Origin of the sequence: Streptomyces sp. SJL17-4, assembly GCF_036826855.1 — a bacterium.
Taxonomy (GTDB): domain Bacteria; phylum Actinomycetota; class Actinomycetes; order Streptomycetales; family Streptomycetaceae; genus Streptomyces.
The window spans coordinates 7,978,238-8,002,953 of the sequence record NZ_CP104578.1; the positions used below are offsets into that span (position 1 = coordinate 7,978,238).

Here is a 24,716-nt window from a genome sequence, read left to right on the forward strand (position 1 = left end):
GAGAAGGCCCGCGCAGCGGCCCCGCCTGCACCGGCACATCACCCCACCCCCTCACCAAGGAGCCCCGCCCCATGACGCCAACCCCCGCCTCCCCGTCGGAGACTCTCCGCGCTCCCCTCGTCGTCGAATTCCCCTTCACCCGCTCCCTCGGCCCCGTCCAGTCCGCCTTCCTCACCGGCCTCCGCGAGCGCACCGTCCTCGGCGTCCGCACCGAGACCGGAGCGGTCCTCGTCCCGCCCGTCGAGTACGACCCCGCCACCGCCGCCGAGCTCCGCGACCTCGTCGAGGTCGGCGCCACCGGCACCGTCACCACCTGGGCCTGGAACCCCGAGCCCCGCCCCGGGCAGCCCCTCCCGACCCCCTTCGCCTGGGTCCTCGTCCGCCTCGACGGCGCCGACACCGCCCTCCTGCACGCCCTCGACGCCCCCGGTCCCGAAGCCGTACGCACCGGTATGCGGGTCCGGATCCGCTGGGCCGCCGAACGCTCCGGCGCCATCACGGACATCGCCTGCTTCGAGCCGTACGACAGTGATCCCGTGGCCGAACCGGGCGCGCACGACGGCCGGTTCACCGACCCCGTCACCGGCATCGTCGCCGCCGCCCGCCTCGACTACACCTACAGCCCCGGCCGCGCCCAGACCCGCTACCTCCACGCCCTCACCGAGCGCCGGACCGTCGGCGAACGCTGCCCCTCCTGCACCAAGGTGTACGTGCCGCCCCGCGGCGCCTGCCCCACCTGCGGCATCGCCACCACCGACCAGGTCGAGGTCGGCCCGCGCGGCACCGTCACCACGTACTGCATCGTCAACATCAAGGCGAAGAATCTCGACATCGAGGTGCCGTACGTCTACGCCCACATCGCCCTCGACGGCGCCGGGCTCGCCCTCCACGGCCGCATCGGCGGCATCCCGTACGACCAGGTCCGGATGGGCCTGCGCGTCGAACCCGTGTGGAGCGAGGACGGCCGCTACCCCGACCACTACCGGCCCACCGGCGAGCCCGACGCCGACTACGACACCTACAAGGAGCTGCTGTGACGCCGCACCGGCCGGACCGAGAGGTGGCGATCGTCGCCTTCGCCCAGAGCGACCACCGCCGCCGCACCGACGACCTCTCCGAGGTCGAGATGGTCATGCCCGTCCTGCACGACGTCCTGCGGCAGACCGGCCTCAGGACCTCCGACATCGGCTTCACCTGCTCCGGCTCCTCCGACTATCTGGCCGGCCGCGCCTTCTCCTTCACGATGGCCCTCGACGGCGTCGGCGCCTGGCCGCCGATCTCCGAGTCCCACGTCGAGACGGACGGCGCCTGGGCGCTGTACGAGGCCTGGGTGAAGCTCCTCACCGGCGAGGCCGACACCGCCCTCGTCTACTCCTACGGGAAGTCCTCGCCCGGCTCCGTCCGCGACGTCCTCACCCGCCAGCTCGACCCCTATTACCTGGCCCCGCTCTGGCCGGACTCCGTCGCCCTCGCCGCCCTCCAGGCGCAGGCCCTCGTCGACGCGGGCGCCACCGACGAACCCGCCCTCGCCGCGATCGCCGCCCGCAGCCGCGAGGACGCCACCGCGAATCCCCACGCCCAGCTGCCCGGCGCCCGCCCCCAGGGCGAGTACGTCGTCCAGCCGCTGCGCACCGGCGACTGCCCGCCCATCGGGGACGGCGCCGCCGCAGTGATCCTCGCCGCCGGCGACCGGGCCCGCGAACTCTGCGCCCGCCCCGCCTGGATCCGCGGCATGGACCACCGCATCGAGGCCCACTCCCTCGGCGTCCGCGACCTCACCGACTCGCCCTCCACCCGCCTCGCCGCCGAACGCGCCGGAGCCTTCGAGGCGCCCGTCGACACCGCCGAACTCCACGCGCCCTTCACCTCCCAGGAGGTCGTCCTCCGCCGGGCCCTCGACCTCGACGAGAGCGTGAGGGTCAACCCGTCCGGCGGAGCGCTCGCCGCCAACCCCGTCATGGCCGCCGGCCTCATCCGGCTCGGCGAGGCCGCCGCCCGCATCCACCGGGGCGACTCCGACCGCGCCCTCGCCCACGCCACCTCCGGGCCCTGCCTCCAGCAGAACCTGGTCGCCGTCCTGGAAGGGGACTCCGATGCCTGAAGAGCCCGTCGCCGTCGTCGGCATCGGCCAGACCAAGCACGTCGCCGCACGCCGGGACGTGTCGATCGCCGGACTCGTCCGCGAGGCCGCCGTCCGAGCCCTGGAGGACGCCGAGCTGACCTGGGCGGACATCGACGCCGTCGTCATCGGCAAGGCGCCCGACTTCTTCGAGGGCGTGATGATGCCGGAGCTCTACCTCGCCGACGCGCTCGGCGCGGTCGGCAAGCCCATGCTCCGGGTGCACACGGCAGGATCCGTCGGCGGCTCCACCGCGCTCGTCGCCGCCAACCTGGTCGCCGCCCGCGTCCACCGGACCGTCCTCACCCTGGCGTTCGAGAAACAGTCCGAGTCCAACGCCATGTGGGGCCTCTCCCTGCCCGTGCCCTTCCAGCAGCCGCTGCTCGCCGGCGCCGGAGGCTTCTTCGCCCCGCACGTGCGCGCGTACATGCGGCGGACCGGCGCGCCCGACGCGATCGGCTCCCTCGTCGCGTACAAGGACCGGCGCAACGCGCTCAAGAACCCGTACGCCCACCTCCACGAGCACGACCTCACCCTGGAGAAGGTGCAGGCCTCCCCGATGCTCTGGGACCCGATCCGCTACTCCGAGACCTGCCCTTCCTCGGACGGCGCCTGCGCGATGGTCCTCACCGACCGGACGGGCGCGGCCCGTTCGCCCCGCCCGCCCGCCTGGGTCCACGGCGGCGCGATGCGCAGCGAACCGACCCTCTTCGCGGGGAAGGACTTCGTCTCGCCGCGGGCGGGCCGGGACTGCGCCGCCGACGTCTACCGACAGGCCGGCATCACCGACCCCCGGCGGGAGATCGACGCCGTCGAGATGTACGTGCCGTTCTCCTGGTACGAGCCGATGTGGCTGGAGAACCTGGGCTTCGCGGAGGAGGGCGAGGGCTGGAAGCTCACCGAGGCAGGGGTGACCGAACTCGACGGAGACCTGCCCGTGAACCCCTCCGGCGGGGTGCTCTCCACCAACCCCATCGGAGCCTCCGGGATGATCCGCTTCGCCGAGGCCGCGCTCCAGGTACGGGGCGAGGCGGGCGAGCACCAGGTCGACGGCGCACACCGGGCCCTCGGGCACGCCTACGGAGGCGGCGCCCAGTTCTTCTCCATGTGGCTCGTGGGAGACACCCCGCCCACCGGCTGAGCCACGCCGTCCGGCCGGGCGCCTACCCTGGCGGTCATGAACGCGGAACGTGATCTGACCCGGCTGCTCGCCGGGATGCGGCCCGAGCTCGACCCCGGCCGCTATGTCTTCACCACGGTGGAGGGCCCCGCCCCGGCCGGGGTCGCCCCGGTGGTCACCGTCGCCGAGGACGAGGGCCTCACCCTCGTCGTACGCCAGGAGGAGGCGGACGCCGCCGCCCTCCCGTACGACTACGTGGCGGGCCGGATCACGCTGCGGGTGCACTCCGCGCTCGACGCCGTCGGGCTGACGGCCGCCGTCGCGGGGGCGCTCGCCGGGGCCGGACTCAGCTGCAACGTGGTGGCGGGCTTCCACCACGACCACCTCTTCGTGGAACACGCGCGCGCGGAGGAGGCTTTGGCCGTTCTCGAACGGCTCACGGATGACGGACCCGGCCTCGGCGACCCTCCGGGGCGCCCTTAGCCGGACTTCAGCGGTGCTCGCCACCGCTCTGCGCCGAGCCGAATGAGCCATGGACGACACGTCGGGATTTTGCTTGCCGTTTGACCGCCCCAGCTCACTCCTTCGGGCGTACGCTGGGACTTTCGCGGGGCCTCCCGTTCGGCACTCCTGACCGTGCGCCGGGCGCGCGCCCCCTGTGTGGGGGTGGAACGTAGCACGTCAGGACGGCGGGTCGGCCCGTCAGGGAGCCGGCCTCTTCGAGCGCGAGGCGGCGCTCACCGCGGCCGAGGAGGCGCTCGACCTCCTGACAGGGCTGGCGGACGAGCCGTTGTGGCCGGTCGCCGTCCCCTCACCCCGCGAGACACGGGGCCCGCACCTGGTCGCCGTCCCCACCGGTGCGTCCACCCAGGACGCCGATCCCGCGACCGGCCCGCGGCCCGTGCCGGCCGACGGCGGCCCGGTCCCCGGCGGCAGGACCGGACTCCGGCCCGTGCCCGACTCCGGCCCCGCGCCGACCCCGGAGCCCCGGCCCGCACCGGGCTCCGAGCTCGGCTCCGCGCCCGACGCGGGGGCCGCTTCCTCCACCCGCCCCCAGGTCGTCCGCCGCGGCGGCATCCTCGCCTACGCCGCCCCCGCCGGCCTCGGCAAGACCACGCTGCTCGCCGAGATCCGGCGCCGCGCCGCCGCCCGCGGCTGCACCGTGCTCTCCGCGCGCGGCGGCGACCAGGAGCAGCGGGTCGCCTTCCACGTCGCCCGCCAGCTCCTCCAGCCGCAGCTGGCCCACGTCACCGACGCCGAACTGCGCGAACGCCTCGGCTCCTGGTACGACATCGTCGGCCCCGCCCTCGGTCTCCGCGCTTCCGCCGAGGGCTCGCCGCCCGACCCGCAGGGTCTGCGCGACGGGCTCGACTGGGTCCTCACCCATCTCGCGGTACGCCGCGCGCCCCTCGTCGTCGTCCTGGACGACGTCCACTGGGCCGACCCCGAATCCCTCGGCTGGCTCGCCGCGTTCGCCCCGCGCGCCGAGGAGCTGCCCATGCTCCTCGTCGTCGCCTACCGACCCGACGAACTTCCCCCGGAGGGCGCGGAGTTCACCGGACACCGGTCCGGACAGCGGCCCCTGGGACTCGCCCCGCTCACCTCGTCCGCCGTGGCCCGGCTGGTTCGCGACCGCGTCGGCGCACACGCCGAGGACAGCTTCTGCCGCGATTTCTGGTCCGTCACCGCCGGCAATCCCTTCGAGGCGGTCGAGCTCGCCGCCAAGGTCTGCGACCGCGGCCTCGAACCCACCGCCGACGGCGCCCACGAGCTCCGCGACCTCTCCGCCGCCCTCAAGGGCAGCGGCCTCGTCACCCGGCTCGAACGGCTCGGCCCCGCCACCGTCCGCCTCGCCTGGGCCTGCGCGGTCCTCGGCACCGAGATCTCACCCCAGCTCGCGGGCGCCGTCGCCGGTCTCGGCGGCGAGGCCGTGGCCGACTGCGCCGCCCGGCTGCGCGAGGCGCGGGTCCTCGCCGAGGCCGAAGAGGCGGACGATCCCCTCCAGTTCGTGCACCCCCTCATCGCGACCACCGTCTACCGGTCCATCCCCGACGCCACCCGCGTCGCCCTGCACGGTCAGGCCGCCTGGTGCGTCATCGACGCCGGACTCGGCCCCACCGCGGCCGCCCGCCATCTCCTTGAGACCCACCCCGAGGGCGACCCCTGGGTCGTCCACCAGCTGCGCGCCGCCGCCGGCGAGAACCTCCGCGCCGGAGCCCCCGACGCGGCTCGCCGCTTCCTCGCCCGCGCCCTGCGCGAGCCGCCCGCCCCCGACGACCGGGCCGCCGTCCTCTACGAACTCGGCTGCTCCTCGCTCCTCACCGAGCCCGCCACCACCGTCAACCATCTGCGAGCCGCCCTGGAGGAGCCGGTCAGCGACCCGGCGCTGCGCCACGGCATCGTCTACCGCCTCGCCCAGGTCCTCGCCCACAGCGACCGGCTCGTCGAGGCCTCCGAACTCCTCGGCGAGGAGGCCCGGAAGGCCCCCGACGCCCGCAGCCGGCTGCGGATGCAGGCGGAGAAGTTCATGTGGGACGCCCTGCGCGCCGACGAACCCGAATCGCCCGCCCGGTCCCGGCGCCTCGCGGCCCTCGCGGACCGGCTCACCGGCCGCGACGTCACCGAGCGGTACATCATCGGGCTCCGCGCCTGGGACGCCACCCTGCGCGCCGAACCCGCCTCGATCGCGCTCAAGGAAGCCGAGCGCGCCCTCGAAGGCGGCCTCACCTGGGCCGACGAGAGCCGGGGCTTCGAGGTGCCGGTCCTCGTGGCCCTGCTCCACCTCTACGCCGACCGCCCCGGCCGCGCCGAGGAACTCTTCGCCGCCGGAACCGCCGAATTCGAGAAGCAGGGCTGGCGCGGGGCGCACCTCGCCTTCGCCTACACCCTCATCGGCTACATCCGCTTCCGGCGCGGCCGTCTGATGGAGGCCGAGGACTTCGCCCGCGCCGGACTCCGCCTCGCCGAGCGCGTCGGCGCCCGCACCCCGGCCCTCTGGTACGCCACCGGCGTCATGATCGAGGTCCTCATCGCCCGCGGCCGTACCGACGAGGCCGTCCTTGTCGCCCGCGAGCACGACTTCGGCGAACCGTTCCCCGCCGCCGTCACCATCCCCGACTGCGAGACCGTCCACGCCGAACTGCTCCTCGCCACCGGCCGCACCAAGGAGGCCGCCGAGGAGCTGGCCGCCGTCGGCAGGCGCCTGGACCCGCGGGGCAAGCGCAACCCCTCCTGCTGCCCCTGGCAGCTCCACCTCGCGCTCGCCGAGGCGGCGACCTCCCCGGCGAAGGCCCTCGCCACCGCCCATGAGGCCGTCGCCCGCGCCCGTCAGTACGGGGCGCCCTCCGCGATCGGCCAGGCGCTCCGCGTGACCGCGGAGGTGTCCGAGCCCGCCGACCGCGTGAAGCTCCTGGAGGAGTCCGTCGACTGGCTCGACCAGTCACCCGCCGCGTACGAGCTGGCCCGATCCCTCGTCGGCCTCGGCGCGGCCCTGCGGCGCACCGAACGTGCCGGGGAGGCCGCCGAGCACCTGTACCGGGGTCTGGAAGCCGCCCAGGACTGCGGCGCCGACGCCCTCGTCGAGGTGGCCAGGGCCGAGCTAGCGGCGGCCGGACTCCGCCCCCGGGCGCTCCACCCCGCGGGCACGGACACGCTCACCGCCCGTGAGCGTGCCGCCGCCGATCTCACCGTCCGCGACCAGGACGCGGCCGCCGTCCTGGGCGTCGACGCCACCACGGTGGCCCGGCTCCTCTCGGCCGTCTACCGCAAGCTCGGAACCGACCGCACGGGCCTCGCGCAGGCCCTCAGGAACACCGGACGGGACCCCGGGGACCCCGCCGGACAGAGCTGACCGCCCGGAGCCGCCCGGCGCGTCGCATCGCGCGCCGGGGCACGTACCATGGCCGTATGTCCTTCCTCCGCCGCCGCAGCGCCGCCACTCCCGCGGGCCCGGACTTCGATGTCCTGGCCATGGACCCGGGGGACTGGCCCGGCAATCTCGGCGCCGGCCTGCTGCCCGCTCCCGACGGCTCCTGCCAGGGTGTCTTCCTCCGGTACGACCTCTTCGGCGGCCGCGGCCCCGCGATGATCATCGGAAATCTGCCCGAGGGCTCCCCGGCGCGCGAGCTCGCCGACGGCCAGATCCCCTTCGAGGTGGCCCAGCTCCTCGCCGCCCTCGAGAACGACGAGCCGGTCGAGGTCCTCGACACCGAGGACGTCCCCGTGATGCAGGGCGACAACCTCCTGATCGTCCGTCGCCTCAAGCTCTCCGAGAGCCGCATCTCCTGCGTCCAGTTCGACCGCAGCGACAACGTCCTCGTCACGATCGCCAGTTGGGACCGGCCGATCACCGACGACCTGTACGCGCTGCTCAAGCCGCTGCCCGCCGAGCTGTTCCAGCAGGGCTGACGGGGGAGCGGGGGCCGATGAGCGCACGCGTCGACAGCTGGATCTGGGCGGTCCGCCTCACCAAGACCCGCGCCCAGGCCGCCGCGGCCTGCCGGGCCGGACACGTCAAGGTCAACGGCGAACGGGCCAAGCCCGCCCAGTCGGTGAAGCCCGGCGACGAGGTCCGGGTCTTCCACGGCGGGCGGGAACGGATCGTCGAGGTCAAGGAACTCCACACCAAGCGGGTCGGCCCCCCGGTCGCCGTCGAGGCGTACGTGGACAACAGCCCGCCCCCGCCGCCGCGCGAGCACGTGGCCGTCGCCGCCGTGCGCGACCGGGGCGCCGGACGCCCCACCAAGCGCGACCGCCGCGAACTCGACGAGCTGCGCGGCCGCCACTCCTGACCGTCGACGGTGGAGCGGCCCGCGGGGCCGCTCCACCCCCGTCTCAGGCCCTGACCGGCCCGAGCAGCTCCGCCATCCGGGCCGCCGAGGTGCCGAGCCCGGTCGGCCCGTGCCGCAGCAGCGCCGTACCGCTGCCCGTGTGCACGTCCTCCGCCGCGTAACGCCGCACCTTCCGGTGCCAGTTGAGGATGCCCGCGAGCCAGTCCTCCAACTCCCGCAGATACGCCGCGAAGGCCGCGCGCCCCGCTGCGTCGAGGCCGAACTCCTGGTACATCAACGGCACTTCACGAGCCTTGAGGTGCTCGTACTGGCGCAGTCGGCCCCGCATCAGGTCGTCGACCATGGCCACCGCCGTCGGGTAGTCGCAGTCGAAGAACTTCTGGAGCACCAGAACGCCGTTGTGCACCTCGCCCTCGACCTCGATCTCCTTCTGGTACGAGAACAGGTCGTTGATCAGCGCCCCGTAGTCCATCACCGCGTTCTCCAGGGCCCGCACGGTACCCGAGCGGTACAGCTCCGGCGGCAGTGCGTCGGCGCGCCGCAACCGGCAGAGCAGCGAGGTCAGTTCGGAACCGAAGGTGCTGCGGCGCATCTCGATGTAGTCGACCGGGTCGGGAACCCGGTGCTGCGCCTGGTTGTGCAGCTCCCAGAGCCAGCTGTCCAGCATGGCGTCGAGCGCGTACCGCAGTTGGGCGCGGGCCTCCGCCGCCATGGGGCCCGCGGTCCGGGCCCAGAGGTCGGCGAGCGAGCGCTCCATAGGGTTCACGGCCAGCGCCGCTCCCGCGGCCGGATCCTCCAGCGTCAGACAGGACTTGAACCGGTCGGTCTGCTCCTTGGCGCCCAGCAGGTTGCGCGAGCGGCCGAAGAAGGCGGGGTAGTAGTCGTCCCCGTAGGTGCCCCAGGTGAGCCACTCCGCGCTGAGCTCCAGCTCCTCCAGGGTGGCGTCCGGGTCGAGCCCGGCCGAGCACAGCGCCAGGTCGAAGCCCTCCGCCATCGGCCGGTCCCAGATGTCGGCCAGGAGCCCGAACCGCTCGGCCCAGTCGAGCGACAGCCGGAGCGCCTCCGCGTGGTGCGGGCTGAGGGTGAGCGGGTACGGCAGGTCGAACTCGGGCAGCAGCGACGGCCCCACCCGCTGGTGCGGCACGTGGGTGAGCGCCCGCAGCCGCGAAGCCGCCGGGCGCCCGAAGAGGGTGCGGATGTCGAGCGCGGAGGTGCCGAGGACCCCTTCGAGGTGCGAAGGGCCGCCGACCATGCCCTCGTTCATGTACCGGCTGGACCGCATGTGCCACTCGTGGCCGCCGGACTGCCAGTCCTGCAGCCCCTTCGCGTACGCCGCGACGGCCGCGCACTCGGCCGCGTCGAGGCCCTTCTCGGCGGCGAGCAACGGCACTTCGGTGAGGGCCGTGTTCTCGAACTGCTGGAGTCGTGAGGTCAGCAGGTCGTTGACGGCGTTCGCCGCCTCCTGGGTCGTACAGCCGAGGAACCTCTCGAGGACGAGCACGCCGTTGCTGTTCTCGCCCTCGTCCTCCACCTCGCGCTGGTACGAGAAGAGGTCGTTGCGCAGGTGGACGGCGTCCGAGAAGGCGTCCCTGAGCACCCGCAGCGGCCGGGAGTACGCCACCCGGGCCGGGACCTCCGCCCCCGCCGCGTACTCGACGAGGCCCGCCGACCAGGGCGCGCCGCCCACCTTCCGCCGCATCTCGATGTACTCGACGGGGTTGGCGACACGCCCGTCGTTGATGTTGTCGAGCTCCCAGAGCGACTCGTACAGCAGGTGCTCCGTCGCCTCCGCGAACCGCACCCGCCACCCCTCCGACATCGAGGGAACGGTCCGGCGCCAGAGGTCGGCGAGCCCCGCCTCGACGGGGTTGGTCGGCTCGGGCATGCCGGCCGACGGGTCCGCCGGCATGAACAGCGGCAGCCGGTCCAGATAGGTCTTGCCGCCCGCCCGGTCCTGGGGTCGCTTGAAGATCTCCAGGAAGTGGTCGTCGAAGAAGAAGACCCAGGTGTACCAGTCGGTGACGAGGTTGAGGGCCTCCTCGTCGCAGTCGGGATGGGTGTACGAGCAGAGCAGCGCGTAGTCGTGCGAGTCGAGGTCGTGCTGCTCCCAGACCCCCGAACCCTCCAGCATCCCCATCTCCCGCGCCCAGTCACGGGTGTGCGTGCGGGCGGCCTCCACATGGGGATTGAGCCGCGCCGGATACGGAACATAGAAATCCGGCATAACGAAGGGCTGAGGCATGTGCTGGGGGGCCTTCCGGTGAGCGGGGGTCTTGTCCGGCCCACCTTTACCCGTCGCCCGTACGGCGCACGCGATCTCCCGAATAGTCCTATGAACGCCGACGGGGTGGTGCCGGATCGTTCATCCGGCACCACCCCCCGGCTTTCGGCCACGTGTCCGTCAGGACTGTGAAACCCGCACGTCAGCGGCCTTCACAAAGGCCACCCGATGGCCGAACTGGATCTGGTAGTACTCCTCCTGACCCCGGACGACCGTGTGCCCGCTGCTGTCGAACACCGGCGCGAAGTAGTACTCGCCCGGGGTCCGGTCGCCCACCACGTACCGCTGGCCGGCGAGCAACCCGTACGGCAGCGGCGACACCGCCTGCACCGGCACACCCGCCGGATACGCCGAGGCCTCCGGGTACGCTCGCCCGTACACCGGCACCGACGCCAGCCCCACACGGGGCGTCAGGACGAGACCCCGCGCGTTCACGGCGGTCGGCTCCTTCGCGGGATTCCGGAACCAGGCCTTCTGCCCGAGGTACCAGATCGCCGTCCAGTCGCCCCGGCGCTCCGCCACCGCGTAGCTCTGCCCGGTCGAGGCGCGAGCCCCGGTGTCGTTGACCCCGGTGGTCGAGTCCTGCCCGCCCGGCCGCAGACCGATGTCCTTCACCAGGGGCGCGTCGGCGCTCGGCCCGGTGTGCAGGCGCACCGCCCCGCTGCCGTGCGGCGCGCACGCCTGGCCCGCCGTGACACAGCCCGTGTAGGCCGGCCGGTGGTCGCCGTAGTCGGGCCGGATCGTCACCACACCCGCGTGGGGACCGGCGCTCGGCGTGATCGGCCGGCCGAGCAGCGTGAAGTAGTGCGCCCAGTCCCAGTACGGCCCCGGGTCCGTGTGCATGCCCCTGATCGTGGACGTCACCGTCCCCGGCACGTTGTCGTGACCGAGGATGTGCTGCCGGTCGAGCGGGATGTCGTACCGGGCGGCGAGGTACCGCACGAGCCGCGCCGACGACCGGTACATCGCCTCCGTGTACCAGGAGTCCGGCGCGGTGAGGAAGCCTTCGTGCTCAAGGCCCACGGACTTGGCGTTCACGAACCAGTTGCCCGCGTGCCAGCCGACGTCCTTGAGCGCCACGTGCTGGGCGATGTGCCCGTCGGAGGAGCGCAGCGAGTACTGCCACGAGACGTACGTCGGGTCCTGCACCAGCTTCAGGGTGACGTCCCAGGTGGCCTCGGTGTCATGGACGACGATGTAGTCGATCGACTGGGACACGGGCCGGTTCGCCCGGTCGTGGTTGCCGTAGTCGCCGTCGCCGAACTCCTCGTACGGCGCGGGGATCCACTCGCAGGCCACCGTGCGCGGACACTCCACGGGGCCGTCGGCGGGCCGGCGCAGGCCGAGGCCGGCGACCTGCGCGGTGTCGGGTGCGACCGCAGGGGCGGCCGCGAGCGTCACCACCTGCCCGCTGTCCGTCGTCCGCGACTCGCCGGACCGGATCACGTCGAACACGTCGTCGGCGTACGTGGCGGCGGTCGCCGAGTCGTCGGCGCCCGAGTACCGCGCCACCGCCCCGTACCAGTCGGCCGGGTCCGCGCTCGCCGGACGGCCGGACTCCCGCTGCGCGGCGGCGAGCAGCGCCGCCCCGCCCTCGATGTTCGCGGCCGTACGAGTGCGCAGCTCCTCGGCCGGGATCCCGGACAGCGCCGACGCCCGCTCCAGGGTGCGCAGCCGCGCGGGCAGCGAACCGGCGGCCGGGACAGGGGCGGGCTCAGCCGCCTCCGCGCCGAGGGAGTGGCTCCCCGCGCCGGAGCGCACGGCGCGCGAGGAGTCGCCGCGCGCGTCCTCCGTCCCCTCCGAGTGGTGCGGGGGCGCCTCGGCGAGCGCCGTCACCGCGTCCGTCAGGTGCATCGGCCCATAGCCACCGGTCACGCTCGGCGCACCACCGTGGGCGTCCCAGCGCGACTGGAGGTAGGAGACGGCGAGCAGCACACTCTCGGGCACGCCGTGCCGCGCGGCCGCCCGAGCGAACTGTTCCTGGAGGGCACTCGCCTCGGGCACCTCGGCACCGGCCGGTGGGGCGGCGGACAGCAGCGGCAGCAGCAGGGCGGCGGACGCGAGGACGCCCACGGTCTTCGGCAGGCGACGACGTGACGGCGGACTTCCGAGGGACGCGGAACGGAGCAAGGCAGCCTCCAGGGGCGGGGGGGGGTGACACCGGGGCGTGCGGGGACCGAACCCGTACAGGGGTATCGGCTCCCGGACGATCCGTCAATCACGCATACACCACGGGAAGTTCCCACGTCAGAGCGGGAATGGAGGCCATCTGGCGGAGTTTCGCGGAGACGGGTCCCGGGCCTGGGACGCGTCAGTGGAGTGGACCATTGGCTCGCCTCGCCCGGGGCGGAGATGCCAGTGCGCCGCGTCCCGGTGTGTCGGCACCGGGCGCACGGCGCACCCCCCCCGTGTCGTCGGTCGGGCCCGCCGTTCAGCGCGTCCCGACCGCCGCGCGCACGGCCCGCCGTGCCATGGCGCAGTCGTCGTGCAGCCGCCTCAGGAGCAGCCGCTGTTCCTCACCGGGCGCGAGCGCGCCCGTGGGCACCGGTACGGAACCGGCAGGCGGAGCCTCCTTCATGGTGCGCTGCACCGCCGTCTCGTAGGTCCGGATCTCCCGCGTCAGCACGATCATCAGGTTCACCAGGAACGCGTCCCGGGAGGCCGGGCCCGCCTGCTGGGCGAGCTGACTGATCTGGCGCCGGGCGAGCGGTGCGTCGGCGAGCACCGCCCAGAGGGTCGCCAGGTCGTAGCCGGGCAGGTACCAGCCGGCGTGCTCCCAGTCGACGAGGACCGGTCCGGCGGGGGAGAGGAGGATGTTGGAGAGCAGGGCGTCACCGTGACAGAACTGGCCCATGCCCTGGCGGCCGCCCGCGTGCGCCAGACCGTGCAGCAGCTTCTGCAGGTCGTCCCGGTCCCGGTCGGTGAAGAGACCGAGCTCGTGGTAGCGCGCGATACGGGTGCCGTAGTCCAGCGGTGCGTCGAACGTCCCGGCCGGCGGCCGCCACGCGTTGAGCCGGGCGATCGCGCCGAGCGCGGCCCGCACGTCGGCGCGGGGCGGAGCCTCGACGGGGTGGCGCGAGAGCGCCGCCGCCCGTCCGGGCATCCGCTCGATCACCAGCGTGCAGTTCTCCGGGTCGGCCGCGATCAGCCGTGGCGCCCGCACCGGCGGACGGTGGCGGACGAAGGAGCGGTAGGACGCTATCTCGTGCCGGAACCGCTCGACCCACGCGGGGGAGTGGTCCAGTAAACACTTCGCGACCGCCGTGGTCCGCCCGGTCGTTCCGACGATCAGTACGGAACGCCCGCTGCGCCGCAGCACCTGGACCGGATTGAACTCCGGGCAGATGCGGTGGACGGAGGCGATCGCGATCTTCAGCTGCGCCCCCTGAGGGCCGGACAGATCGATTCTCCCGCTGATCGGCTGGGTACCCGTGCCGGCCACCCAGCGCCTCGGCCGTACGGCCTGCGGGGCGGGAGCGAGGTAGGGACCGGCGCCGGCCGGGACGATGCGGTGCTGCGGCCGGGGCGGGGCGGACACGGAGGACGATGCTGTGTACATGGGTGACAGATCCCTTCGTGTGCCGACGAGTTGCGTGCGTCGCCCCGCCCGCCCCCGGTCCGCACCCTGGGGAATGAGGGCCGGTCGGCGGGGCGGGGTGGCGCGTTCCTACCTGACACCCGGGTGCGGGTGGCGGAACATCTCGCGCACCCTGGCGAAGCCTGGCGAATTGTCGCCAGGCCTATGACAGAGGGCTACTGTCAACTCAGCCGAGAACCTGGGGGCTTAGACGTGACCGGACAAACCAACACCCGCCTGGCAGACCTGTTCGGCCTGGCCGGATGGTCCAAGGGCGAACTCGCGAGACTCGTCAACCGGCAGGCGGCGGCCATGGGCCACCCCCAGCTGGCGACCGACACCTCGCGGGTGCGGCGGTGGATCGATCGGGGCGAAACCCCGCGCGATCCCGTCCCCCGGGTGCTGGCAGCACTGTTCACCGAGCGACTCGGCCGTGTCGTGACCATCGAGGACCTCGGGTTCGTACGACACGGGCGCAGCGGAAAGCGGCAGGACGTCAGGAAGACGGAGAACCCTGACGGGCTGCCCTGGGCACCCGATCGTACGGCGGCGGTCCTCACCGAATTCACGGGAATGGACCTCATGCTCAACCGACGCGGCCTGGTGGGCGCGGGTGCCGCGCTTGCCGCCGGCTCCGTACTCAGCAATGCCATGCACGACTGGCTGCAGACCGACCCCACTCGCCAGGGTGCCCCCCAACGGGCCACCGATCCCCTCCACGCCGACCCCGCTGGGTTCGACCGCTACGAGGCCGCCCCCATCGGATCGGAGGAGATCGAGGCTCTGGAGCACTCGGTGGAGGTGTTCCGTGCCTGGGACGCCTCCCGGGGTGGCGGTCTCCAGCGCAAGGCCGTGGTGGGCCAGCTCAACGAGGTGGGCGGCATGCTCGCCTACCGCCACGCCGACCACCTTCAGCGACGCCTCTGGGGTGTCGCCGCCAACCTGGCCGTCCTGGCCGGCTGGATGTCCCACGACGTGGGCCTCGAACCCACGGCACAGAAGTACTTCGTGATCGCCGCCCACGCGGCCCGCGAGGGCGGCGACCGGCCGCGGGCCGGCGAGGCACTGTCCCGGGCCGCCCGCCAGATGGTGCACCTGGGCAGGCCCGACGACGCCCTCGACCTCATGAAGCTCGCCAAGGACGGCTCGGGCGAACGCGTCCTGCCCAGGACCCGGGCCATGTTCCACACCATCGAGGCCTGGGCGCAGGCCTCGATGGGCCGCGGCCAGGCCATGCGCCGGACCCTCGGCGAGGCCGAGGACCTGTTCGTGTCCGACCGGCGCGACGAGAAGAACCCCAGCTGGATGCAGAACTTCGACGAGGCCGACATGCACGGCATGCAGGCCCTCGCCTACCGCACCCTGGCGGATCACGACCCGGCCGCGGCCGTCCCCGCCCAGCGCCACGCCAAGCTGGCGCTCGAACTGCGGCGCGGGGGTCACGACCGCTCGAAGCTCTTCGACCACATCTCGCTCGCCTCGGCCTGCTTCATCGCCGACGATCCCGAGCAGGCCGACCGGTACGCCCGGCTCGCCCTGATGTCCATGGGGGAGACCTCGTCCCACCGCACGTGGGACCGACTCCGGGAGATGTACCGGCTGACCGGGCAGTACGCCGGTTACGCGAAGATCGAGCACCTGCGCGAGGAGATCGAACTGGCCCTGCCGAGGTCCCCGGTCAACCGACCGAGGACGGGGCAGGCCTGAGGGGCCGAGCGCCGGGGGCGGGTGGGGGAGCCCCACGCGCGGGCGTGCTTCCGTGCGGGTGGGCTACCGTGCTGCCGTGCCACAGCGTCGTGGCGCGCCGGTGCGCGAGGCCGTGGTTGCGCTGCTGCGGCAGGTCCAGCGGCCGGTCGTCGCCCGGTGGTTCAGTGTCCGACCCGGACCACCATCACACAGGCGTCGTCCTCGCGCTGCTCCTCGCCGAACTCCTCGACCACCGCACGCACACCGTCCTGGGCGTCCCGCGCCCCGATGAGCCGCCCGCCGAGCGCGAGCAGCCGGCGCGTGCCCGTGTCGTCCTCCGGACCGCTCCCACGGGTGAGGCCGTCGGTGTGCAGGACGAGCAGGTCACCCGGGAGCAGCCGCGTTTCGGCCTCGCTGTACACGGCGCCGGTCGTGGCCCCGAGGAGAACACCCTCGGGCCGCCGGAGAACGTGCCCCGTCCCGTCGCGGAACAGCAGCGGGGCGGGGTGGCCGGCCTGCGCCCAGGTCAGTCTCTGGGTGACCGGATCGTAGCGGCAGCACATCGCACTGCCGAGCGCGGGCTGGACGGAGGTCTCCAGGAGCTGGTTGAGGTGACCCATCAGGGCGGCGGGCCGGATCCCGGCCACGGCCATGCCGCGCAGCGCGCCGAGGAGCATGGCCATCGACGAGGTCGCGGCGACCCCGTGGCCCGTCAGGTCACCGACGGTGAGCAGCGCGTCCCCGTCGGGCAGGGCCAGCGCGTCGTACCAGTCGCCACCGATCAGACCGATGCTGGCGGCCGGGAGGTAGTGGGCGGCCACGTCGAGCGGGGCGGGGCCGTCGTGGGCGAAACGGAGCGAGCCGCGCCACGGTGGGAGCACCGCCTCCTGGAGCTGGACGGCGACCCGTCGCTCGGTCTGCTCGATGTGGCGGCTGCGCTCCAGGCTGTCCCGGCTCTCCCGGACCGCCCGCTCGCTGCGCCGCAGTTCGCTGACATCGCGGAGCACGGCCCACATCGAGGCGGTGCAGCCGTCGGCGTCGAGGACGGGCTCGCCCGTCATGTGCACGGTGCGCACGCAGCCGTCGGTCCGCACGATCCGGAACTCGCCGTCGATCGGCTTTCCGTCGATCAGACAGTCCGTCACCATGCCCTGGAGGACGGGCTGGTCCTCGACGAAGACCATCGTGGGCATCTCGTCCAGCGACATCGGGCCGCTCTCGCGCGTACGTCCGAAGATCTGGAACAGCTCTTCGGACCAGCTGACCTCGTCGGTCAGGAGGTTCCACTCGGCGCTGCCGACGCGGGAGAGCAGGGAGCCGGTGCGCTGGGGGGCGATCTCGCCGTACGCGGTGCCGGGGGCGGTGGGTAGCGCGGTGTCGGGGACCGTCTCCGTGGGTTCCTCGGTGCCGACCTGCTCCGGAACGCCCGCACGGAGCTGACCCAAGTGGGCGCCGAGGTCGTCGAGTTGGTGAACGGCCAGGTCGCACAGGGCGCGCTGCCAGCGCTGCTGGGGGTCGTCGTCGTTCACCACGGCTTCCCGGCGCACGGCGACGAGCTCGCCGCGCAGGCGGCGGGTCTGTGAGATCAGCGCGTCCACCGCGCCCGGCTCCGGCTGCTGGGCGGGGTGATCCGCGAACAGTGGGGACGGCATGTCGTACTCCGATACAGGCGCGGCGCGGCCAGGCCAGGTGTGAAAGTGAGGCCCGTACAAGACTGTTGCACAGCCCGGGACGGCCCGTAAGAGCTTTGGCAACACTCGATCCGGTGGTGCTTCTGGCATATGTCAACGGCCCAGCGATTATCGGCCAGGGCACGACGGGTTACGGTGCGGGGGTGGTGAACGACGACGGAATCGGCACGGTGGGCACGGGCACGGCGGTCACGGGCGGGGCGGCCACGGGAACGCGAACGGGCACGACGGGAGTCCCTGGGACCGTAGTTACAGGTGTTGCGCATGGGACTCGTACGAGTGTGCCGGGGGTGACGGAAGGGGCGTTCCCGACCGCGTCGGACACCGCGCGTACGGGCCCCGGCACAACGGCGGCCGCCGCCAGCGGCACCGCCTTTCTGCTCGCCGCGGCGCCCGCCGGGCGCGGGCGCGCCATGGACGCCGCGTCCGTGCTGCCGGCCCTCGCCGCCGTGCCGCCCGGCGTCCTCACCGGAACCAGCACCGCCACGCTCGTCGAACTCGCCGATCCGCTCGACCCGCAGACCGTCCTCACCCGCCTGCGCGCCGCCGCGGCGAGCCCGGGCCCGCTCGTGCTCTGCCTCGCGGGGCAGCTCCATCTCGACCGCCGGCAGCAGCTGCCCCACCTCGCCCTCGCCCGCACCACCCCGGCGACCCTCCGCTACACGGCGCTGCCCTGGCACTGGCTCGCCGTCGAACTCGCCGCCCGCGCCCCCGGCACCACGACCGTCGTCGCGGACCTCGCGGCGGACCCCGCCGTATGGGAACGCCTCACCACCACACCGGACTTCCTGCACCTGGGACCGGGGCCGACCCTCTACGGCAGCGTGACGCCCGCCCCGCGCAGGGGCGAGCCGCTCGCCCCCGCCTATCTGCGGTCCTGGGCGGAACTCTGGCGCTCCGGTGCCCGCCTCCCGTACGCCACGCTCCACGCGGAGTCCGCCGCGCAGGCGGCCGGGGCCGTGCCGGAGTCGTTCCTCCTGGCACCCGCTCCCGCTCCCGTGCCGGTCGTGGAGCAGGACCCGCACCCCGCGATCCTGGCCGCCGCGACGGCCGGACGGCACGGCGAGGCGGCGGCGGTGGCCGCGGCCTGGGAGCGCGAGGCCCTGCGCCGCCACGGGCCGCGGTCCGCGGAGGCCGTCCACTGGACGGAGGTACGGGCCGACCTCGCCCGCCTCGCCGGTGAACCCGCCCGCAGCTGCGAACTGTGGCTCTCCGCCGCCGAAGCCCGGCTGGGGCTGGGACAGCGCACGGACGACCCCGACGTCGAAGGGGCCGTGGACCGGGCTCACCACCAGTGGGAACGGATCGGCGACCGGGCGAGGGCCCGCGCCCTCGGCCCCCTGCTCATCGGCATGCGGCAGCGGGTCCCGGGCCGCCGGCCCGGAGCCCTGGCCGCCCTGACGCGACGCATGGCGGACTGAGCCGGCTCCGGGAGCCCGGAGCCGGCTCCGCCGGTGGTGCGTAGCCTCGCGGGCAGCGAGAAGCCCCCGCCGACCGTGGCCGACGGGGGCGATCACCTAGTGGTCGAGGCCGCTCCCGCCCGAGGTGGGGAGGACGACCCGGACGCCGAACTCGTAGGTGCCGGTCGCCTGCGCGATGCCGATGAACAGCAGGGCGAAGTGTTCCTGGCCCCGCGCCGTCGCGATCCCGCCCAGGTCGAGCAGCGCGTCGTCGGCCCAGCCGAGGTCGCCGAGCAGACCGCGCACCACCTTCTTCGCCTCCGCGTCCTCGCCCGAGAGGAACACCGTGGACGGACCCTCCAGGGAGTCCGGCGCGATCATCACCTTCCGGTCGATCGTGCAGAGCGTCTTCACCACCCGCGTCTCCGGGAACGCCCGCTGGATCTCCTCGCCCAGGCTGACGCCCGGATGCGAGAGCGATCCGTCCTCCAGGAAACCGACCCCGACGTCAAGAACGACCTTCCCGGCGAGGGCCTCCGCGCCGATCGTGTGCAGCAGCGCCACGGAGGCCGTGCCCGGGGTGGCGTTCACCAACACCTCGGCGTGCGCCGCCGCTCCCGCCGAGCTGTCGACCCGTGATCCCGACGCGGTGAGTTCCTTCAGCTCCGCGAGCAGCTCCGGGTCGTCCGGCCGACGTGATCCGACGACCACGTCGTGGCCGGCCCGCGCCCACGCCGACGCGAGTGCCTGTCCTACGTTTCCCGTACCGAGAATTCCGATTCGCATGAGCATCATCCTGGCGCCGCCGACCCCACCGGCACGTCGGCCCGTGGACCGTACCTGTGTACGCCCCTCGTCCTAGGCCGGATGACCGGCGACCCGGGTGGGGCTGAGATGATCGGAGATATGCCCACCTCTCCGGCCTCAGCCCCTGCACCGGGCACCGCTCCCCTCGCCACCGAGCGGCTCCGGCTGCGCCCCGTACGCGCCGCCGACGTGCCGGCGATCACCCGGCTCTGGACGGACCCCGAGGTCAGGCGGCATCTGGGCGGGCCGGTCACCGAGCAGGTCGTACGGATCCGGCAGCGGCGCGTCGTCGGGGCGCCCGGCGTGTACGCGGTCGTGCGGGCGGTCGACGAGGTGCTGCTCGGGCTCGTGACGGTGGAGCCCGGGGCGCGGGAGGGGGAGACGGAGGTCTCGTACCAGTTCCTGCCCGAACACTGGGGACACGGTTACGCGCGCGAGGCCGTCGCCGCCGTCGTCGAGGCCACGCTTCTCGACACCCCCACCGTGGTCGCACTGACCCAGGAGGCGAACCGGCGCTCCCGGCGGCTCCTGGAGGCCGTCGGCATGACCCACGTCTCCTCGTTCGTCGAGTACGACGCCCACCAGGTCCTCTACCGGCGCAGCCGCTGACCCCGGCGGCTCCAGGGGCTCACCCGACCTTCTCGCCGGCCGCCAGCTTCGCCATCATCCGCTCAAGCCGCTGCGCCCGGCCCTTCTCCGTGCGGGCCTGCCAGAGCCGCATGATCACCAGATACTGGTCGGTCTTCCCGAGCCCCTCGTAGAACGCCCGTGCCCCCGCGTCGGCCGCCAGCGCCGCCGCGAGGTCGTCGGGTACGGTCGCCTCCGCCTGCGACGGGTACGCGGACTCCCACCGACCGTCCGCCTGCGCGGCCCTCACCTCGGCCAGGCCGGGCTCACGCATCCGGCCCGCCGAGGTGAGCGCCGCGACCTTGCGGACGTTGACCTGCGACCAGAGGCTCCGGGACCGCCGCGGAGTGTACTTCTGGAAGTAGTAGGCCCCGTCCCCGCCCTTGCGCTGTCCGTCGATCCAGCCGAAGCACAGCATGCAGTCGAGGATCTCCGGATTCGTCAGCGACTCGCCCCCCTTGCCCTTCTTGGCGATCCGCAGCCAGACCCCGGGCCGGTCGGCATGGTGGCTCTCCAGCCACGCCTCCAGCTCCGCGGCCTTCGTGACGGTCATCAGCTCAAGTCCCTCGTACTGCTCCACCGGACCCGTCCCCCTGCTGTCGTCGGTCTTCGTCGCTCGGTGCCACGGAACCCGTCCGCAGCACTCGTGACCAAGATATTGACATCGACGGGAGGCCGGTCGTAACTTGCCAGCAACGTTGAACTAACGCGCGTTATTAAAGCGCGTAACCCGGAGGATCCCGTGGCAGCCCACAGCGCTCGCAACATCACCATGAGTGATGTGGCCCGTCATGCGGGCGTGTCGCGCACCACCGTCTCGTTCGTCCTCAACGACCGCCCCGGCGCGGCCATCCCGGACGCGACGCGGCAGCGGATCCTGGCCGCGATCGACGAGCTCGGCTACCGGCCGAACGCCGGCGCCCGGGCACTCGCCGCCAAACGCAGCGAGTGGTACGGGCTGATCACCGAGATCGTCACCGCACCCTTCGCCGTCGACGTCATCAAGGGCGCCCAGGACCGCGCCTGGCTCGACCGCAAGTTCCTGCTGATCGCCGCGAGCGAGGGCGACGCGGCCCAGGAGGCCGCCGCTCTCGACAAACTCCTCGAACAGCGGGTCGAAGGACTGCTCTACGCCACGACCTGGCACCGGGCGGTCACCCTCCCCAGGGCGGCCCGAGAGGTCCCCACCGTCCTGGTCAACTGCTACGACGCCGAGGGCGAACTGCCCTCCGTCGTCCCCGACGAGGTCGCCGGCGGTCACCGCGCCGCCCGCCACCTCGTGGAGGCCGGGCACGAGCGCATCGGGTTCATCAATCTCGACCCGGACATCCCGGCCGCCCTCGGCCGACGCGAGGGATACGAGCGGGCCCTGCGTGAGGCGGGCCTTCCGTCGGATCCGTCGCTGGTCGTCTCCGGCCACGCGACGGCCGACGGCGGCTACAGCGCCGCCTGCGCACTGCTCGACCGCGCCGACCGGCCGACCGCGCTCTTCTGCGGCAACGACCGGATGGCGATGGGCGCGTACGACGCCATCAAGGAACGTGGGCTGCGGATTCCCGACGACGTGGCCGTGGTGGGCTACGACAACCAGGAACTCATCGCCGCCTATCTGCGGCCCAAACTGACCACGCTCGCCCTGCCGTTCGAGGCGATGGGCGCCAAGGGCGTGGACATGCTGGCCGCTCTCGCAGCGGGGCAGCCGCTCGACACCCGCAGGGTGACGGTCGACTGCCCGCTGCTCGAACGCTCGTCGGTCTGACCGCGAATCAGCTCCGTCGAGTCTTCTCCACCCGTCTTCGTCAGGTGTGTTGAAGAGAGGAAAGAGCCACCATTATGACACCCTCCCCCGTCCGCGGCCGATCCCCGCGGCGGCTCCGCCCCGCGCTGCTCGCGGGCGCCACGGCGGCCGTGCTGCTCCTGACCGGCTGCTCCGGCGGCGCGGGAGCGGGCGGCGCCGGAGACACCTCCGGCGACCAGCTCCTCACCGTGCCGCGCGAGGACATGGGCACCTTCACGCGGAACTTCAACCCGTTCTCGCCGAAGGCCGCCCCCATGACCAAGGAAGCGGTCTACGAACCGCTCATGATCCACAACCCGGCCGACGGCGCCGACACGCCGTGGCTCGCCACCGCATGGACCCAGGCCCCCGACGGGAGGTCCCTGACCTTCACCCTCCGCGAGGGCGTGACGTGGTCCGACGGCGAGCCCTTCGGCGCCGAGGACGTCGTCCACACCTTCGAGCTGCGGAAGAAGCTCCTCGGCGGCTTCGAGTACGTGGACCGGGTCACCGCCGACACCGCGGCGAAGGGCGCCACCGCGAAGGGCACCACCGCGAAGAGCACCCCGCAGAAGGTCACCTTCCACTTCAACAAGCCCTTCTCGCCCTCGCTCTACGAGATCGGCGGGCACTTCATCGTCCCGAAGCACATCTGGTCGAAGATCGCCGACCCCGCCAAGGACACCAACGCCACCCCCGTCGGCACCGGCCCGTACACGAAGGTCGACAAGTTCCGAAGCCAGTCGTACGAGCTCCGCCGGAACCCCTCGTACTGGCAGCCGGGCAAGCAGCGGATCGCCGGCATACGGATGCTCGCCTTCTCCGGCAACGACAGCGCCAACCTCGCCCTCACCAACGGGGAGGCCGACTGGACCCAGGCGTTCGTCCCCGACATCGAGAAGTCCTTCGTCGCACGGAACCCGAAGACCAACCACTACTGGTTCCCCACCACCGGCGCGATGATCAACTGGCAGCTCAACACGGCCAAGGCGCCCTTCGACGACCCCGCCCTGCGCAAGGCGCTCAGCCGGGCCGTCGACCGCGCCAAGATCGCCAAGGTCGCCATGAACGGGTACAGCACCCCCGCCGACTGCACCGGTCTGTCGAACGCCTACGACACCTGGCGCGACAAGACCGTCGCCGCCTCCTGCGACTGGACCAGGTACAGCACGTCGGACGCCGCCCGGGCACTCGACGCCGCGGGGTACAAGCGCGGCGCCGACGGCAGGCGCACCCAGAAGAACGGCAAGCCGCTCACCCTCGACATCTCCGTCGGCTCGGCGTCCTCCGACTGGATCTCCGTCGCCAACATCATCAAGCAGAACCTCGCCGAGGTCGGCGTCACCGCCACCGTGAAGTCCCCGGACTGGTCCGCCGTCGTCTCCTCGTACGAGACGGGCACCTTCGACAGCGGCATCGTGTGGAGCAACAACGGCGCCACACCGTACGAGTTCTACCGCGGCGCCATGGCCACCACCCAGGTCAAGCCCGTCGGCACCAAGGCCACCGAGAACTACCACCGCTTCGGCGACCCGAAGGCCGACAGGCTCATCGACGCCCTCGCCGCCACCACCGACCCGAAGATCCAGCGGGCGAGGGCGAGCGAGCTGCAGAAGCTGTTCGCCGCCGACGCCCCCGTCGTGCCCCTCTTCCCCGGACCCGAGTGGGGCGCGTACTCCGACGCCCGCTTCACCGGCTGGCCGACGAAGGACGAGCCGTACGCGACGCTGTCCAACCGCTCCGTGACCACGGTCCTGGTCCTCACCTCCCTCCGGCCCGTCAAGGGCTAGTCCCGCAGAGAGGCCCCGGCGGCACGCGCCGCCGGGGCCCGTCCCCCCCGACAGGGAGCAGTGCAGTGCGTCTCGTCCTGCGCAACCTGGGGTTCTACCTGATCGCCTTCTGGGCCTCCGTCACCCTCAATTTCCTGCTGCCGCGCTTCATGCCCGGAGACCCCGTCTCCCGGATGTTCGCCCAGGCCCAGGGGACGATGCAGCCCGATCAGATCGCCCAGTTGCAGAAACTCTTCGGTCTCGACGACCGGCCGCTGCCGCGGCAGTACGTCGACTACCTCCACAGCGTCGCCACCGGCGACCTCGGCATCTCCATCTCCCGCTTCCCGACTCCCGTCTCCGAGGTCATCGGCTCCCAGATCGGCTGGACGCTGCTCCTCGGCCTCACCGCCCTGATCGTCGCCGCCCTCGTCGGCAACCTGCTCGGCGTCCTCGCCGCCTGGCGCAGGGGCGGGATCCTCGACTCCGCGCTCCCGCCGCTGCTGATCTTCGTCGGCTCGTTCCCGTACTTCTGGCTGGCCATGGGCGCGCTCTACCTCTTCGGCGTCACCCTCGGCTGGTTCCCGCTGAGGCACGCGTACGACGTCGGCCTCGAACCCGGCTTCGACGCCGCGTTCCTGAGCGACGTCGCCACCCATCTCGTCCTGCCGGCCACCACCATCGTGCTCGTCTCCATCGGCGGCTGGATGCTCGGCATGCGGAACACGATGATCGCCACCGCCGCCGAGGACTACATCACCATGGCCGAGGCGAAGGGCCTCAGCCCCGCCCGGATCATGTTCCGGTACGCCGCCCGCAACGCGCTCCTGCCGTCCGTCACCAACTTCGGCATGGCCCTGGGCTTCATGGTCGGCGGCGCCCTCCTCACCGAGGTCGTCTTCGCCTACCCCGGCATCGGCTACCAGCTCCTCGCCTCCGTCCAGGCCCTCGACTACCCGCTGATGCAGGGCATCTTCCTCACCATCACGGCGGCGGTCCTGCTCGCCAACTTCGTCGTCGACCTCATCCACGTCCGGCTCGACCCACGCGTCCGCGTCCGCTGAGGAGGGAC

18 protein-coding genes and 1 pseudogene are annotated in these 24,716 nt (G+C 72.8%); 13 read left to right on the forward strand and 6 right to left on the reverse strand.

The genetic code is table 11. From position 1 onward, the window contains the following. Positions 1–71: 71 nt before the first annotated feature. The 7 genes from N5875_RS35785 to N5875_RS35815 all read left to right on the forward strand — a co-directional run bounded on the left by N5875_RS35785 (position 72) and on the right by N5875_RS35815 (position 8,029). Positions 72–1,037 (forward strand): OB-fold domain-containing protein, encoded by a 966-nt coding sequence (locus N5875_RS35785; protein ID WP_318212755.1) that lies wholly within the window; start codon positions 72–74, stop codon positions 1,035–1,037. After that, entirely contained in the window at positions 1,034–2,101 is a 1,068-nt protein-coding gene (locus N5875_RS35790; protein ID WP_318212756.1) for a thiolase domain-containing protein, read from the forward strand. Before N5875_RS35785 ends, N5875_RS35790 begins: the two co-directional genes overlap by 4 nt. Next, on the forward strand, positions 2,094–3,260 hold the full coding sequence (locus N5875_RS35795) for a thiolase domain-containing protein (RefSeq protein ID WP_318212757.1): 1,167 nt from the start codon (positions 2,094–2,096) through the stop codon (positions 3,258–3,260). Before N5875_RS35790 ends, N5875_RS35795 begins: the two co-directional genes overlap by 8 nt. 36 nt (positions 3,261–3,296) lie before the next feature. Continuing rightward, on the forward strand, positions 3,297–3,722 hold the full coding sequence (locus tag N5875_RS35800; RefSeq protein WP_338498467.1) for an ACT domain-containing protein: 426 nt from the start codon (positions 3,297–3,299) through the stop codon (positions 3,720–3,722). A gap of 592 nt (positions 3,723–4,314) precedes the next feature. Next, positions 4,315–7,089: an AAA family ATPase gene (locus N5875_RS35805; RefSeq protein WP_318212811.1), complete on the forward strand. Its 2,775-nt coding sequence runs from the start codon at positions 4,315–4,317 to the stop codon at positions 7,087–7,089. 56 nt (positions 7,090–7,145) lie between these two features. Continuing rightward, positions 7,146–7,646, forward strand: coding sequence for a hypothetical protein (locus tag N5875_RS35810; RefSeq protein ID WP_024757478.1), 501 nt, complete (start codon positions 7,146–7,148; stop codon positions 7,644–7,646). Between the two features lie 17 nt (positions 7,647–7,663). Further along, on the forward strand, positions 7,664–8,029 hold the full coding sequence (locus tag N5875_RS35815) for a S4 domain-containing protein (protein ID WP_318212759.1): 366 nt from the start codon (positions 7,664–7,666) through the stop codon (positions 8,027–8,029). Positions 8,030–8,072: 43 nt separating this feature from the next. Here N5875_RS35815 and N5875_RS35820 read toward each other — a convergent pair whose 3' ends face one another. From N5875_RS35820 to N5875_RS35830, 3 genes are all read right to left on the reverse strand, one after another. Continuing rightward, on the reverse strand, positions 8,073–10,271 hold the full coding sequence (locus N5875_RS35820; protein ID WP_338498477.1) for a germacradienol/geosmin synthase: 2,199 nt from the start codon (positions 10,269–10,271) through the stop codon (positions 8,073–8,075). A 159-nt stretch (positions 10,272–10,430) separates the two neighbouring features. Next, on the reverse strand, positions 10,431–12,383 hold the full coding sequence (locus tag N5875_RS35825) for an N-acetylmuramoyl-L-alanine amidase (RefSeq protein ID WP_338499366.1): 1,953 nt from the start codon (positions 12,381–12,383) through the stop codon (positions 10,431–10,433). Positions 12,384–12,741: 358 nt separating this feature from the next. Then, complete coding sequence (locus N5875_RS35830; protein ID WP_318212761.1) at positions 12,742–13,869, reverse strand: aminoglycoside phosphotransferase family protein; 1,128 nt, start codon at positions 13,867–13,869, stop codon at positions 12,742–12,744. A 231-nt stretch (positions 13,870–14,100) separates the two neighbouring features. Between N5875_RS35830 and N5875_RS35835 the strand changes: the two genes are divergently transcribed. Then, complete coding sequence (locus tag N5875_RS35835) at positions 14,101–15,594, forward strand: hypothetical protein (RefSeq protein ID WP_318212762.1); 1,494 nt, start codon at positions 14,101–14,103, stop codon at positions 15,592–15,594. A gap of 161 nt (positions 15,595–15,755) precedes the next feature. On the opposite strand, the gene N5875_RS35840 is transcribed toward N5875_RS35835, so the two are convergent. After that, positions 15,756–17,225 carry a SpoIIE family protein phosphatase gene (locus N5875_RS35840; protein ID WP_338498479.1) on the reverse strand — a complete coding sequence of 490 codons (1,470 nt, stop codon included), beginning with the start codon at positions 17,223–17,225 and terminating at the stop codon, positions 15,756–15,758. 452 nt (positions 17,226–17,677) lie between these two features. Here N5875_RS35840 and N5875_RS35845 point away from each other — a divergent pair, with 452 nt between their 5' ends. Next, the gene (locus N5875_RS35845) at positions 17,678–18,685 is read left to right on the forward strand and encodes a hypothetical protein (protein WP_338499367.1); all 1,008 of its coding nucleotides are present in this window, start codon (positions 17,678–17,680) and stop codon (positions 18,683–18,685) included. Between the two features lie 96 nt (positions 18,686–18,781). On the opposite strand, the pseudogene N5875_RS35850 reads toward N5875_RS35845, so the two are convergent. Continuing rightward, positions 18,782–19,474, reverse strand: a pseudogene (locus N5875_RS35850) (NAD(P)-binding domain-containing protein); the annotation flags it as partial. A 96-nt stretch (positions 19,475–19,570) separates the two neighbouring features. Here N5875_RS35850 and N5875_RS35855 point away from each other — a divergent pair. Next, positions 19,571–20,080, forward strand: a complete 510-nt coding sequence (locus N5875_RS35855) for a GNAT family N-acetyltransferase (RefSeq protein ID WP_338498482.1) — start codon at positions 19,571–19,573, stop codon at positions 20,078–20,080. A 19-nt stretch (positions 20,081–20,099) separates the two neighbouring features. Here N5875_RS35855 and N5875_RS35860 read toward each other — a convergent pair whose 3' ends face one another. Beyond that, the gene (locus N5875_RS35860; RefSeq protein WP_318212766.1) at positions 20,100–20,651 is read right to left on the reverse strand and encodes a YdeI/OmpD-associated family protein; all 552 of its coding nucleotides are present in this window, start codon (positions 20,649–20,651) and stop codon (positions 20,100–20,102) included. A 189-nt stretch (positions 20,652–20,840) separates the two neighbouring features. Between N5875_RS35860 and N5875_RS35865 the strand changes: the two genes are divergently transcribed. The 3 genes from N5875_RS35865 to N5875_RS35875 all read left to right on the forward strand — a co-directional run bounded on the left by N5875_RS35865 (position 20,841) and on the right by N5875_RS35875 (position 24,708). Continuing rightward, a complete protein-coding gene (locus tag N5875_RS35865; protein ID WP_318212767.1) occupies positions 20,841–21,857 on the forward strand; it encodes a LacI family DNA-binding transcriptional regulator in 1,017 nt (338 codons plus the stop codon). A gap of 74 nt (positions 21,858–21,931) precedes the next feature. Further along, on the forward strand, positions 21,932–23,665 hold the full coding sequence (locus N5875_RS35870; protein WP_318212768.1) for an ABC transporter substrate-binding protein: 1,734 nt from the start codon (positions 21,932–21,934) through the stop codon (positions 23,663–23,665). A 65-nt stretch (positions 23,666–23,730) separates the two neighbouring features. After that, positions 23,731–24,708 (forward strand): ABC transporter permease, encoded by a 978-nt coding sequence (locus N5875_RS35875; RefSeq protein ID WP_318212769.1) that lies wholly within the window; start codon positions 23,731–23,733, stop codon positions 24,706–24,708. Positions 24,709–24,716 lie beyond the last annotated feature (8 nt).

Coding starts and splice junctions, on each gene's coding strand:
- N5875_RS35800 (WP_338498467.1), top strand. CDS start 3,297: ATGAACGCGGAACGTGATCTGACCCGGCTGCTCGCCGGGATGCGGCCC.
- N5875_RS35815 (WP_318212759.1), top strand. CDS start 7,664: ATGAGCGCACGCGTCGACAGCTGGATCTGGGCGGTCCGCCTCACCAAG.
- N5875_RS35870 (WP_318212768.1), top strand. CDS start 21,932: ATGACACCCTCCCCCGTCCGCGGCCGATCCCCGCGGCGGCTCCGCCCC.
- N5875_RS35795 (WP_318212757.1), top strand. CDS start 2,094: ATGCCTGAAGAGCCCGTCGCCGTCGTCGGCATCGGCCAGACCAAGCAC.
- N5875_RS35855 (WP_338498482.1), top strand. CDS start 19,571: ATGCCCACCTCTCCGGCCTCAGCCCCTGCACCGGGCACCGCTCCCCTC.
- N5875_RS35840 (WP_338498479.1), bottom strand. CDS start 17,225: ATGCCGTCCCCACTGTTCGCGGATCACCCCGCCCAGCAGCCGGAGCCG.
- N5875_RS35860 (WP_318212766.1), bottom strand. CDS start 20,651: ATGACCGTCACGAAGGCCGCGGAGCTGGAGGCGTGGCTGGAGAGCCAC.
- N5875_RS35820 (WP_338498477.1), bottom strand. CDS start 10,271: ATGCCTCAGCCCTTCGTTATGCCGGATTTCTATGTTCCGTATCCGGCG.
- N5875_RS35845 (WP_338499367.1), top strand. CDS start 17,678: ATGGACGCCGCGTCCGTGCTGCCGGCCCTCGCCGCCGTGCCGCCCGGC.
- N5875_RS35830 (WP_318212761.1), bottom strand. CDS start 13,869: ATGTACACAGCATCGTCCTCCGTGTCCGCCCCGCCCCGGCCGCAGCAC.
- N5875_RS35785 (WP_318212755.1), top strand. CDS start 72: ATGACGCCAACCCCCGCCTCCCCGTCGGAGACTCTCCGCGCTCCCCTC.
- N5875_RS35810 (WP_024757478.1), top strand. CDS start 7,146: ATGTCCTTCCTCCGCCGCCGCAGCGCCGCCACTCCCGCGGGCCCGGAC.